Annotated in this window: 12 protein-coding genes; 5 read left to right on the forward strand and 7 right to left on the reverse strand. The window is 42.7% G+C overall.

What is annotated here, in order from left to right; translation table 11 throughout:
- Positions 1-73: 73 nt before the first annotated feature.
- Positions 74-1,120: a chlorophyll synthase ChlG gene (gene chlG, locus NLP_RS08980; protein ID WP_104906098.1), complete on the forward strand. Its 1,047-nt coding sequence runs from the start codon at positions 74-76 to the stop codon at positions 1,118-1,120.
- Positions 1,121-1,200: 80 nt separating this feature from the next.
- A complete protein-coding gene (locus NLP_RS08985; protein WP_104906099.1) occupies positions 1,201-1,488 on the forward strand; it encodes a hypothetical protein in 288 nt (95 codons plus the stop codon).
- Between the two features lie 93 nt (positions 1,489-1,581).
- Here the strand turns inward: NLP_RS08985 and NLP_RS08990 are convergent, their stop codons facing one another.
- The 4 genes from NLP_RS08990 to NLP_RS09005 all read right to left on the reverse strand — a co-directional run bounded on the left by NLP_RS08990 (position 1,582) and on the right by NLP_RS09005 (position 5,750).
- Positions 1,582-2,535 carry an MDR/zinc-dependent alcohol dehydrogenase-like family protein gene (locus NLP_RS08990; protein ID WP_104906100.1) on the reverse strand — a complete coding sequence of 318 codons (954 nt, stop codon included), beginning with the start codon at positions 2,533-2,535 and terminating at the stop codon, positions 1,582-1,584.
- A 108-nt stretch (positions 2,536-2,643) separates the two neighbouring features.
- Positions 2,644-3,216: a hypothetical protein gene (locus NLP_RS08995; protein WP_104906101.1), complete on the reverse strand. Its 573-nt coding sequence runs from the start codon at positions 3,214-3,216 to the stop codon at positions 2,644-2,646.
- A gap of 216 nt (positions 3,217-3,432) precedes the next feature.
- Positions 3,433-4,239, reverse strand: coding sequence for an inositol monophosphatase family protein (locus tag NLP_RS09000; RefSeq protein WP_104906102.1), 807 nt, complete (start codon positions 4,237-4,239; stop codon positions 3,433-3,435).
- A gap of 77 nt (positions 4,240-4,316) precedes the next feature.
- Positions 4,317-5,750 carry a BCD family MFS transporter gene (locus NLP_RS09005; RefSeq protein ID WP_104906103.1) on the reverse strand — a complete coding sequence of 478 codons (1,434 nt, stop codon included), beginning with the start codon at positions 5,748-5,750 and terminating at the stop codon, positions 4,317-4,319.
- A 247-nt stretch (positions 5,751-5,997) separates the two neighbouring features.
- Between NLP_RS09005 and NLP_RS09010 the strand changes: the two genes are divergently transcribed.
- Positions 5,998-6,807 (forward strand): Rpn family recombination-promoting nuclease/putative transposase, encoded by an 810-nt coding sequence (locus NLP_RS09010; RefSeq protein WP_104906104.1) that lies wholly within the window; start codon positions 5,998-6,000, stop codon positions 6,805-6,807.
- Positions 6,808-6,953: 146 nt separating this feature from the next.
- Here NLP_RS09010 and NLP_RS09015 read toward each other — a convergent pair whose 3' ends face one another.
- Positions 6,954-7,343 carry a hypothetical protein gene (locus NLP_RS09015; protein WP_234017258.1) on the reverse strand — a complete coding sequence of 130 codons (390 nt, stop codon included), beginning with the start codon at positions 7,341-7,343 and terminating at the stop codon, positions 6,954-6,956.
- Positions 7,344-7,866: 523 nt separating this feature from the next.
- Between NLP_RS09015 and NLP_RS09020 the strand changes: the two genes are divergently transcribed.
- Both NLP_RS09020 and NLP_RS09025 read left to right on the forward strand, forming a co-directional pair.
- Positions 7,867-8,091 (forward strand): hypothetical protein, encoded by a 225-nt coding sequence (locus NLP_RS09020; protein WP_104906106.1) that lies wholly within the window; start codon positions 7,867-7,869, stop codon positions 8,089-8,091.
- Between the two features lie 235 nt (positions 8,092-8,326).
- Complete coding sequence (locus NLP_RS09025; RefSeq protein ID WP_104906107.1) at positions 8,327-9,274, forward strand: aldo/keto reductase; 948 nt, start codon at positions 8,327-8,329, stop codon at positions 9,272-9,274.
- A 162-nt stretch (positions 9,275-9,436) separates the two neighbouring features.
- On the opposite strand, the gene NLP_RS09030 is transcribed toward NLP_RS09025, so the two are convergent.
- A complete protein-coding gene (locus NLP_RS09030; protein ID WP_104906108.1) occupies positions 9,437-10,966 on the reverse strand; it encodes a DEAD/DEAH box helicase in 1,530 nt (509 codons plus the stop codon).
- A gap of 281 nt (positions 10,967-11,247) precedes the next feature.
- Positions 11,248-12,567: a 30S ribosomal protein S12 methylthiotransferase RimO gene (rimO, locus tag NLP_RS09035; protein WP_104906109.1), complete on the reverse strand. Its 1,320-nt coding sequence runs from the start codon at positions 12,565-12,567 to the stop codon at positions 11,248-11,250.
- Positions 12,568-13,143 lie beyond the last annotated feature (576 nt).

Here is a 13,143-nt window from a genome sequence, read left to right on the forward strand (position 1 = left end):
ATGCCCAATCACCCATGCCCAATGCCCAATGCCCAATTCCCAATGCCCAATTTCCCATTAATTAGTAAAAACTATGTCAGAATCAACTCCCATTCCCCCAGACCCTAACCCATCTGAAGCACTAGACTTAGTGGTAAATAATGCCAATGAGCAAGCGAACGCATCTGCCGATCGCAGTGCGAAAACTAGGCAGATGCTGGGCATGAAAGGTGCAGCATCTGGGGAAACTTCAATTTGGAAAATTCGTTTGCAGCTAATGAAGCCCATCACCTGGATTCCCCTAATTTGGGGCGTAATCTGTGGTGCGGCTTCTTCTGGTAACTATACTTGGACGCTGGAAAATGTGTTGAAGGTAGCAGCCTGTATGTTACTGGCTGGGCCATTGATGACAGGTTACACCCAAATCCTCAATGATTACTATGATCGCGAAATCGATGCGATCAATGAACCTTATCGTCCTATTCCGTCTGGGGCAATTCCCCTACCCCAGGTAATTATTCAGATTTGGGTATTACTGATTGCTGGTATTGGTTTGGCATTTGTGCTTGATGTGTGGTCTGGTCATGAATTCCCGACAATTACAGCGATCGCGATTATCGGTTCTTTCATTGCCTACATTTATTCTGCACCTCCCCTGAAACTCAAACAAAACGGCTGGCTAGGGAGCTACGCCTTGGGTGCAAGCTACATTACCCTACCTTGGTCTACAGGACACGCTTTGTTTGGGGAACTAAATTCCACAATTGTGATTTTGACAATGTTCTACAGCTTGGCTGGATTGGGTATTGCTATTGTCAATGATTTTAAGAGTGTAGAAGGCGATCGCCAGTTAGGATTAAATTCACTACCCGTAATGTTTGGCATCACCACCGCAGCATGGATTTGTGTAGTGACAATTGATGTCTTTCAAGGATTGATTGCAGCTTATCTCGTCAGCATCCACGAGAATTTGTATGCAGCAATACTAGTACTGTTAATCATCCCGCAAATCACCTTACAGGATATGTATTTCCTACGTGACCCTGTGAAGAATGATGTTAAGTACCAAGCCAGCGCTCAACCTTTCCTCGTTCTAGGAATGCTGCTAACAGGTTTAGCGCTGGGTCATGCTGGCGTTTAACTTATACTATAGTGAGAAGTTAGGAATTAGGAGTTAGGATTTAATATACTTCCTACTCCTAATTTGTATTAAGGCATACCGTGTTTAAACTGATATTTTTCATCATTCATGGGATTCAACCTTTGTTAATCCCGATTTGTTTTATCGGTGCTTGGACTGTAACTATTCTCGTTGTTTTAAGTCTCTGGACGGCGGCGCGAGATAGTGTAACTACAGCCAAGCAAATGCATCAAATCCCCTGTACTGGTTGTCAATTTTTTACCGATAATTACCGTCTTAAATGTACTGTACGCCCATCTATTGCCAATACAGAAGAAGCGATAGATTGTTCTGACTATCAACCGAAGACGAATCCTTATCTGTATTAGGGACTAGGGACTGGGGACTGGGAACTGGTGGAGATGAGGGAGACAATAGGAATAACCCATGCCCAATGACAAATGACAAATGACCAATGACAATTAACTAATCTCCAATAATACCTTTAAAACACCCCGACTCTGAGCGTGTTCAAAAGCCGCAAGCCCTTCAATCAGAGGGTAGGTGGCATGAATCAGAGGTTGCACGTCAACTTTTCCTGTGGCTAGTAACTGGAGAGCCGGAGTAAAGGGGCCACAACGTGAGCCGATGAGGGTGATTTCATCCACTACTAAAGAGGAAGCATCAAGGCTGAGGTTGCCAGCATAAGTACTTTTAAGTACAAGAGTACCACGGGGACGTAGGGCGCGGCGGGCGATCGCAAATCCTTCTGGGTTGCCAGTACATTCTACTGAGATATCAAAATATCCATCTGTAACAGCGTCGGCCAGACTCGTTTTTATCCCCCGTGCCTCTAGGTTAGCCAGTTTATCTTGATGACGACCCACAGCTAAGAGTTCACAGCTAGTTAGAGCTAGTGTCTGGGCTACCAACTGCCCTAGTTTGCCATCTCCAACCACTATCACCCGATCGTTTGGATGCAATGGCACTTGCTGCTGAATTTCCAAAGCTGCTGCTAAAGGTTCAGTAAATGTTGCTACTTCTGTTGGTACATTCTCAGGTACGGGATGCAGGTTCTGCACCGGCAAACAGAGATATTCACTAAAGGCTCCGTTGCGGTTGACAATACCCAGAACTGTACGATTTTCGCAGTGAGTTGGTTGTCCACTACGACAAAACCGACAATGCCCACACACAGCGTTGATTTCTCCAACTACGCGCTGGTTCACTAAGTGTTGTGGCCCTTGTTCAACGATGCCAACAAATTCATGCCCCAAAATACCAGTGTAAGGATAGTAGCCTCTGAGTAGTTCTAGGTCAGTGTTGCAGATACCTGCACGCAAGACGCGTATCAAGGCTTCTCCTTGTGGTGGTTCAGGAATGGGAATATCTGTACGTAATTGCAACTGGTTGTTTTCGAGCCAAAGTCCTTTCATTTTTCTTCACGTCCTTTGCCTAATTATGTTGTCATACCACTTTAAAAAATTTTTATAAATATTTATAAATATATATACGAGCGTACATCTGTACCCCTATAACCACACCTATGTCTCTGTAGAAGGTATTTCTTTAATTCTAGTTACATCAACTTTGCTTAACCAAGTAACTAAGTCATCTGAACCAAGTGCAATCTCACTTCCCAAGGTTTTGATATAGAGAAGTCCATCACTGATAATTAAATCTCTAATTGGATACCATGAATCTCGTGTTCTAATCAGAAGTTCTAACGGAATCCCTGGTCTGGAAGTATACTTACGATATGTCCACCAGGCTCGCCATAGAATGACACATTTAGTACAGTGCATTTGATAGCCTTTGGGAACTTCGCAGTATTGATACTGATAGAAACCCCGACTATCTACTTCTCCTTTGAGGATATAACTATATTCTGCTAATGCCTGATTTATCAATTCCCACTGGGTTGATTTTGGAGAAATCGAGAATTCAGATAGAGTGTGAGATATTTGAGCAGTGACAATTACGCCTTCAGATTTTGCTGTCAGTTGATTTGTTTTATACACTGTTTGCGCTGTCAAAACAGGATTTGACAACAAAACGTCTTTTTTCTGAATAGAGTTTTGTACAAACTCTCGAATTAAATCTAGATTAGACAACATAAAATTTTTTATACTAAATTAACCAGTGTGATGAAAGCCACAACACTACTTAAATTAATAACTACACTGATTTTGTGCTTAAACCAGGATTATTACTAGCTTTATTTATACTCAATTCTTTGTTTGACTAGGGTTTTGTTAAGTTTAATATCGGGTATATTATTGTCCACTAGGCTGCTTGAAAAAATTACTGCTTACAAATAAATGAGCTGCAAATTAAATTTTTATGCCTTCGAGAAAAGGTTGAAATACCGAAACTAATTCGGGACGACTAACTACAAGGGTGGGAAAAGAGCGATCGCTATAATCTTCTCCCGGTGACAACGGAAATGGTTCTGATTTAAGCGATGACCAGACCCCACCAGCAGCCTGGACAATTACCCAAGCCCCCGCTAAGTCCCAAACTTTTGGTGTCGCCTCAATACCACCGAGAGTAGCCCCAGTGGCAACTGTCAAAAAGTTATAGCTAGCCACACCCAACATCCGAATTTTACAGGGAAAGCCATTTTGGATAACTGCGGTGCTACGGGAACAGAGGTTAAAAAAGTGATTGTTGCTTGGACTATCAGTACTGGTGTGGATGGGGTGGTTATTGAGAAATGCTCCTGTTGGTGTTGCTAAACCAGATGAACCTGCCCAGAAACCATGAAAAGCTTGATTCAAAGTTGGTGCGTAAACATAACCAAAAATGGGTGTGCCTCGATACAGTAAACCCAGAGAAATTGTCCAGATGGGAATGCCGCGTGTGAAGTTGGTTGTACCATCTAGAGGGTCAATTACCCAGCACCACTCCGTACCGGGAAATGACTGATCGCTTTCTTCGCTCAAAATGCCGTAGCCAAGGAAACTAGAAGCGATCGCATCCCGAATTTCCTGATCTGCCCATTTATCTGCTTGTGTCACCAAACTACCATCAGCTTTTTGGTCAGCCTGTACTTGCCCAAAATCTTGCATTAGCTGCTTGCCCACTCTGGTAGTGGTAGTTTGGGCAAAATCAACAATTGTTGTCCAAAAATCATTCATTGGTTATTAGTCATTTGTCATTTGTCATTAGTCATTTATCCCATGCCCCATGCCCCATGCCCCATGCCCTATACAGTTTAATCTAAATCGCTTTCTAAAACCGAAGCGATCGCAAGCTTTGTACTTGTTTGAAATTCTGTAATGTTCACCCGATTCAGAAACCAAATCGACAGCACCATTCCCACGGCTTCTAGAACGAATACCAATCCATAAGCTAGTTCTAGGCTTGGTAGCAGCTTGCGTCCAATATCCAAAACTGTACCTCCGATTACTACCGCCACACCTCTAGAAAGGGACTGTGCTAATCCCCATGCCCCAATAAACGTACCTGCGGCTTCTGCTGCGGTGAGATCCAACATCAAGCTAATTGCTGCCGTAGTTAAGAAACCTGTGGCTAAACCGAACAATACCAAACTTAATTTGAGAACTGCTGCATTAGCTGTGAATCCTGATATACCCAGCAATATTGCACAGAATGCTACCAACATACAGCCAAAACGTGCAGTTCTGCGCTTACCCAAACGCGGGACAATGTAAAAGCCCGTAACGCCGTAGGCAATCAGTAGACCCGTTCCATAAAAAACATTTAATTTGGTACTTTCCGCTAGTGGCATTTTAAACACTTGACCCGCATAAGGTTCCAAAATCGGGTCTTGCATAAACAAACTGATAGTCATCACCAATAAAAAGGTGAAAAATATACCTGTTTGTGGGCTAGCTGTCAAGATTTTCCAAGCATTGCCTAGAGTAATGCTATCTTCCCGGTTCACTAGTGTGGAACGGGTTAGGTATTGGGAGTACTTTTTTTCTACGCCGAATGTCGCTGCGATCGCTAAACCAAATACAATTGCTGGAACTACAGTAAACAACCTGTTGACCGCTCCCTGCAAGGTTTCTACGGTTGCTTCTGGCGTTAACTGTTTTAGCAAGCTGCCACTAATAATCGCCCCAACAATAATCCCCACCATTAGCATCGACCAAACCACACCGACTACTTTGGAACGGTTATCTTCTTCAGATATATCCACCAGCAAAGCAGCAAAAGCAGTACTGCTAGCACAAATTCCTAGACCGTATACAGCAAAAACTAAAGCCAGAAGCGCTGTCCAGCCGATTGTTTGGGTTGTCCATACCCAAGTACCTGCACTATTTCCAGCAAGATTCATCTGCCACATCACTTGTACAGCTAAAAATGCTGCGATCGCAAATATTGCCGCGCCCACCCAAACATAAGCTGTGCGGTGGGAACCCCATAACGGCTTGGCATCGGAAATCTGGCCGAACCAGACACGGGAAGGAGCAACAAATAAAGGCAGTGCTAAAACTACTGATACCAGCGTCGCTGGAATTGCTATTTCTTGAATCATGACTCTGTTGAGTACGCCCAGAGTCAAGATGGACATCATGCTCAACCCCATTTGAAATAAACCCAGCCGAAACATGGTCAGCAGGTTTACTCTTGGCACAGATAGGGTTTTTGTTTTGGTATCAAATACTTCACCACTTGCCATAGCTACTTTTTCGTATGGTTTATTAGGATTTAATCTCTCTCTTTAAATAAAGATAAACCCTAGCTGCTCGAAATCAGCGAATGAAAAGTGGAAGTTGCGATGGCGTTCCGCTCGCCAGAGGCGATCGCACTTCTTTGGCAAGCAATTATACACCTTGATTAGCGTATGCTTCAGCCAAGTTAGGATTAATTTTTATGGCTTGGTTGTAATCTGCGATCGGATAACGAGAGAATTTTAGGATGAAGTAGTGAAACGAGATTCCATTTACTATCAAATTTTTAAGCGCTTTCCTGGATTACTCTTTGAACTAGTTGATAATCCTCCTCTGCAAGGGCAAAACTATCGATTTGAATCAGTTGAAGTCAAAGAAACAGCTTTTCGCATAGATGGTGTGTTTTTACCTCCAGAGGATGCAACATCCAGAGCGATCTTTTTTGCTGAAGTTCAATTCCAAAAAGATGAAGCCCTCTACCATCGGTTCTTTACCGAATCGCTGATGTACCTGAACCGAAATCGTTTTCAGTACGATGACTGGTTCTGTGTGGTAATTTTTTCATCACGCTCTTTGGAACCAAGCGATCAAAAAACTCATCGAATATTTCTCAACAGCGACCAAGTGCAGCGAATCTATTTAGATGAGTTAGGCGCGACTAATCAGCAGCCAATAGGCATCAACTTGATGCAGTTGACTCTAGCATCGGATGAAGTGATGGCGGAGCAAGCACAGCAATTGATTGAACGGGTAAAATTGGAGGAGACAGACACACTGCCGAAAAACGAAATACTAGACATCATAACTACAATTGCCGTTTATAAGTTTTCTTCGTTGAGTAGAGAGGAAGTTGAAGCTATGCTAGGACTGACTTTGGAGCAAACAAGGGTTTATCAAGAAGCCAAAGCCGAAGGTCGAGAAGAAGGTCGAGAAGAACGGGAAGCTGAAATGTTGAAACTTACCGTGCCTCTGTTACTAAAAGCAGGGATGAGTGTGGAGCAGATTGCTCAACACCTCAATGTTGATATAGAAGCTGTTCAGCTTGGCGCACAGTCAAGCACGTAGAATGGACATTTAATGTCTTTTGTCAGATTTCCGCAAAATAACTGGTGAATTTCATTTGCTCGTTGTCAGCATTTCATAACTAAGATCGTTGTTTATCCGTGGCTTTTACTACTAATACTGGTGTCACCCAAACCCTATTGCATTTTTTAGTCACTTTCTCTCTTCTCTAAACCAAGATCAACAGGTGTTAGCTTGTATTTTAAAATTTGGTACGTTCCATCCGGTTTTACTCTCTTAATTTCAAGCTTTAAATCAGCGTTGACTTTAAATTCACCATTTTTACAAATGATCGTTCCATCAGCAATCCAGGCAATTACTTGTCTAAAACCACGTTTTAAGCCCTGTTTGTAGGCATTCAAAATTTTTTCATCAATTAAATCCACTGCATTTTGAAAGTCTTCATTCGGATACTTAGTATTTGGTAAGTCTATGCCTAGAGTCTCTGTTATTGCAGCTTTTACTTTTCGGTAGGTTGCACTTGCAGCCCTAGCTGATTCATCTTTATAACTAAACATATCATTGCTAATTTGGGTCAATTAACTTGAAAAGCTTCAGCACAGATTCACAGCAAAGATGACAAAATCCCAATACCTTTATCATCACCAGCTGTTTTTTGCCAAATCTCTTTATTACTCAAGAATTGATTTAGATCACTTTGGGTATACTCCTTAGTTCGGATACCGTGGAAAATTTTACTCAAAGCTCCTGATATTTGTAACCCATTGTTACTAACAAGCCTTTCACCTGCACCAGTCCTAAAGTGTTATGTATTTTATGTTTTATTTTTAGCCAGTTATGGCAAAGTGGTGACGATAAGCTATGAAGATACTGTATCAACCATTCAAGGTTACTCTACAGGATGGGTGTCAACATCTGGCAATTAATTCTGAGGTTATGGTATTGTGCTGTAACTTTATCGGACGCAATCAAGCCACATAAAAATATCAATATGAAAATGTGGTTTTCACTACGCTATTGCATTGAATTAGTGAGATAAACTTACCGTATATATGTCCTCAAACTACTCACCTTCATCTAGTTACAAAAAAGGCATAAGCAATGAACAAAGAACCAGTTAAAGTAATATTATGGGAAGAAAACCAAAAAGATTTTCTCAAAAAGTTCTATGATCTCCAATTTACTCCCAGAGTAGGAGAGGAAGTTTACCTAAAAAAGGAGAGATGGAAAGTAACCAGGGTTGAGCATGATGTAGAAATTAGTGAGATTAATGTCTACATGGAATTAATCAAAAAAGCTAAGCAGGATAAATCATCTAATTCTTAAATGCAAGTAAATACACTCAACTATTATAAAAGGGAGGTTATTAGCCTCCCTTAATTCTGAGAATAGTAAATTGTCAGATGTAATTTGTAAATCTTTATGCAAACCGCGATGTTTACGACGGGCTACGCCTACGCACAACAAGAATTGCAGCCAAGTGGTAGTGATCGCACCGTATTTTATCTATAACGATACACTATAAAAGTAAAGAAATGTAAATAAACTAAATTTTGCAACCGTGGAAAACATCACATTGGGGCAAAATGGCCCAGTTGTTACACCCTTGTGCATAGGCACTTGGGCTTGGGGTGATAAACTATTTTGGAATTATGGCGATCGCTACGGCCCAGAACAGTTACAAGAAGCCTTTACCGCAGCCTTAGAAGCTGGTATTACCTTCTTTGATACTGCCGAAGTCTACGGAATGGGAAAGAGCGAGAAATTTTTAGGGCAATTTCTGCAACAGACACAACAACCTGTGCAAATCGCCACAAAATTTGGCCCCCTACCGTGGCGATTTACAGCCCAATCCGTCTCTGATGCTTTAACAGCCAGCCTCAAACGGCTACAACTTGAGCGAATCGCCCTGTATCAAGTGCATTGGCCTTTTGCCTTCTTTTTAAGCCAAGAAAGTTTGATGAATGCCCTAGCGGATGAAGTCAAGCGGGGCAGAATTGCCGCAGTCGGTGTAAGTAATTACTCAGCAGAGCAAATGCGAGACGCGCATCAAATATTGGCGGCCCGTGGAGTGCCTTTGGCTGTGAACCAAGTACGCTATTCTTTACTCAGTCGCCAAATTGAAAGCAAGGGGATTCTAGCAACTGCGCGTGAGTTGGGTGTGACTATCTTGGCTTATAGTCCTTTAGCTCAGGGATTACTCACAGGGAAGTACAGTATTGATAGTGCTGAAACGCCCACTGGTGCGAGGAAAATAGACCCACGATTCCAGAAAGAAGGTTTGCAAAAAATTGCCCCAGTCATATCTTTGTTACGCAACTTCGGGGAAAAATACGATCGCACTCCTGCTCAAGTTGCTCTTAACTGGTTAATTGCTCAGGGGAACGTTATTCCTATTGCTGGCGTGAAGACAGCGGAACAGGTACGGCAGAATGCTGGTGCTTTAGGCTGGAGATTGAGCGACGATGAAATTGGAGAGTTAGAACAAGCTAGTCGTCTTTGGCTGTAGTATTTTTAAACGGTCTGAAAAAGTCAAAAAGTCAAGAGTCCAAAGTTAAAATCTTAACTCTTGACTTTTAACTCTCAACTCTCAACTTTGCGAATTTTAGATTTGGATTTTGGATTAAAAGAAAAGTCTAAAATCCAAAATTGATTAACTTCTAACTCTTGACTAAGAAGCTGATTCTCTGGCTGTAGGTGAACCTAGCTTTTTACTAGGAGATGCAGAAGACTCACGACTTGTCCGCAGTTTGGGCTTGGGAGAAGAATGTCTTTCTTCTTCACCATTGCTGTTATCTGATTTCCACGCAGAACGGGGGCGATCGCTGGAAGATTCACGACGTTTGCCAAGTCTTGGTTTGGGAGCAGAAGATTCTTCTTGGGGAATTTCCACGTCTGAACTCAACCAAGCGGGACGAGTTTGATCGTAAGCGATTTGTAGTGCAGCTGCGGCGATCGCTTGAGCATCGTATTCTTCAATCAGTTCGCTGACAATTGGCAAGAATGAAGCCAAACGCTCACCTGTCAAAGCTTCCCGTACCTGTTCTTGCAATTTCAGGATGTGTCGCGCTTCAATCTGGGCGCGTGTAGGAATAGTCAGCAATTGCCAATTTTGGCGGTTATGACGTTCAAATGTCTGTTGTTTACGCCGCTCAAATGGTTGTACTAAAGAAATTGCTGTTCCTTCTTTACCAGCACGACCAGTACGACCAATGCGATGGACATAGGTTTCTACGCTATCGGGTAAGTCGTAGTTGATTACATGGGAGAGTTGATCGACATCTAACCCTCGGGCTGCAATATCAGTTGCTACTACCCAGCGAACTTGACGGTTACGGAATCTGACTAATAACCGTTCCCGTGCTTGTTGAGACAAGTCACCGTGGTATTCATCGACACTGTGACCAGCCCCTTGTAACTGACTAGTGAGTTCTGCGGCTGTGCGTCTGGTGCGGACAAAGATTAAAGCTGTTTCTGGATCTTCCATTTCCAGAATCGGCTGTAAAGCTTTGGCTTTTGTCCAGTGGCGGGGGATCAAGTAAGCTACCTGATTGATTTTGTTGGGAGCAGCTTTTGGTTGCTCAACGGTGACAGTCGCAGGCGATCGCAAGAACTTGTTCACCAACATCCGAATCGATGGTGGCATTGTTGCCGAGAATAAAGCTGTTTGGCGTTCTACGGGCGCTTGAGAGAGGATTTTTATCACATCGTCGATAAAGCCCATACTCAACATTTCATCAGCTTCATCCAATACAAACCACTTGACTTGATCGAGCTTTAAACAGCCGCGATCAAGCAAATCGATCACCCGTCCGGGAGTACCCACGACCATGTGAACGCCACGTTTGAGTTGTAACATTTGACGGTCAATTGATTGACCACCGTAGATTGCTAACACCCGCAATCCTTCATTACCGATGAATTGGGCGATCGCATCGTGAACTTGCATCGCTAATTCACGAGTTGGTGTTAAAACTATGGCTTGCACGGCTTTTTGATTAATATCTAGCCGCTCTAAAATTGGCAGTGAAAATGCTGCCGTTTTGCCTGTTCCAGTTTGAGATTGACCTACCACATCACGACCGGCAAGCAATTGGGGAATTGCTTGCACTTGAATGTTAGTTGGTTCGGTAAAACCAATTTTTTCTAGTTGTTCGACACGTTCTTGGGAAATACCTAATTCTTGAAATGAAAGAGTCATTAATTCGTCCTAAATTTTATGTAAGGATTTTTGGATTAGTCATTTAGTCATTAGTTATTAGTCATTAGTCATTAGTCATTAGTCATTAGTTATTGGCTAGTTAGTCAGCCAAGGGCAATAGCAAAGCCTCAAATCTTGGAGAAGCTATACCCACGAGTGAGTCCCCGAATTTCAGGTAAACCCTCATGAAAACTGCCATTAATGCAGCGTTGATCTTGGGATAAGGGTGAATCTGTAAGGGTCATTTAACAAAAGACAAAGGACAAAAGACAAAGGACAATTTAGTTATTGACTACTTGACCATAGAGGTCGTATGTATCAGCGTGGTGAATCGCTATTGGCACGATGGTTCCTAATTTTGCCTGGCCTGTGACATACACCAGACCATCAACCTCTGGGGAAAATCTACCTGAACGACCGATTAATTCACCACTTTCAGGATTTTCTTGCTCAATCAGGACATCAACGATTTTGCCTACTTCCTGTTGATTTTTCTTTTGGGAAATCGGTTGCTGGATTTCCATAATTTGGTATCGGCGCTCGTCCATCACCAATTGGGGCAACTGATTTGGCAACTTGTAAGCTGGGGTTCCTTCCTCAGAGGAAAAGGTGAAGACACCAACATGGTCAAATTCATGCCGTTGAACAAACTTTAGTAGATGCTCAAAATGCTCTTCAGTTTCTCCTGGGAAACCAACAATAAATGTTGTCCGCAGTACGGCTGTTGGTAGCGCCGTTTTGATGCGATCTATAATCCCATCATTTACACGTCCTTGCCAAGGACGGTTCATGGCGCGGAGAATCTCTGGATGAGAATGCTGCAAGGGCAAATCCAGATAAGGCAGGACGTTGGGTGTTTCTTGGATCGCCGCGATCACATCTGGGGTCAGTCCCGTGGGATAAGCGTAGTGCATTCTGATCCACGGTATATCTACTTTCCCCAAAGCGCGAAGTAATTCAGCTAATTTTGGCTGACCGTAAATATCTAAACCGTAATTAGTGGTGATTTGGGAAATTAAAATAATTTCCTTTACCCCTTGACTAACTAATTGCTCCGCTTCGGCGACGATAGATTCAATAGTACGCGATCGCTGGTTTCCTCGAAGATGAGGAATGATACAAAATGCACAACGATAATCACATCCTTCAGCAACCCTGAGGTAAGCAACGCCCTCGGTTGTAGTGCGATAGCGCGGTGTAGTTTCGTCGGCAATGTAGGTTGGCTCTATACTAACCTGTTTGACCCGCTCGCCTTGTTCTACACGCTCAATTACATTTACAATTTTGTGATAATCGCCTGTACCCACAACGGCTACTGCTTCCGGCAACTCCTCCAAAAGTTGTTCTTGGAAGTGTTGCGCCATACAGCCAGTGATTACAATCTTTTTATTTGCCTCTGCCAGTTCTACTAAAGTTCTGACAGATTCTTGCCGGGCCGCTTCAATAAAACTACAAGTATTAACAATAACGTAATCTGCTAACTCTTCATTTGTATCTACACCGTAGCCTGCTTCTACGAGCATTCCCAGCATGTGTTCTGTATCAATTCGATTTTTCTCGCAGCCCAGGTGAGAAATGGCAATTGTTGGCTTGTCACCCATATTTTGAAAATATCTTCATTTTTTTTCTTGTAGTCAAACATTTGTGCGCTCATTTCGCTTTTTCGCGATTGTTATCCTTCTAATAACAGTACAGCCGCAGATTCTCACTGTCAGTAACTGTTCATAGAGTTATGACTCTATCAATAATAAAAATAGAGGTCATGTTATGATATTTTTATCAATCTGTTCCCCAGGGTAAATTGAAGTGTCTTTGGGTACATTTGACACTTGTAACCTTTTTTAACAATTCACCTATTGGTATTTTACATTACCACAGCGTGTGCGTTGTTAACCTACCCATCGGGGAGCCGCCCAAAGGGCTTGTTGTGAGAAGCCGCTACCCTCAGGGAAATCGACGAAAGCGACTACGCCTATAAAGCAGTAATGTTACCCTGGCGATTGGCAAGTCCTACGACAATGCGCGGACAAGACGCCTAAACCACGGAAAGCTGCCTTGCGTCTAGTGAGTGGCAAACTCCTCTTGTAGCCAGGTTTTATCTTAACATATCTTATGGGAGGTTTCACGCCAATTTCCATCTGGGGAAAGAGGCAATAAACCGACTATCATAAAACACA

Source organism: Nostoc sp. 'Lobaria pulmonaria (5183) cyanobiont', assembly GCF_002949795.1.
Classification (GTDB): domain Bacteria; phylum Cyanobacteriota; class Cyanobacteriia; order Cyanobacteriales; family Nostocaceae; genus Nostoc.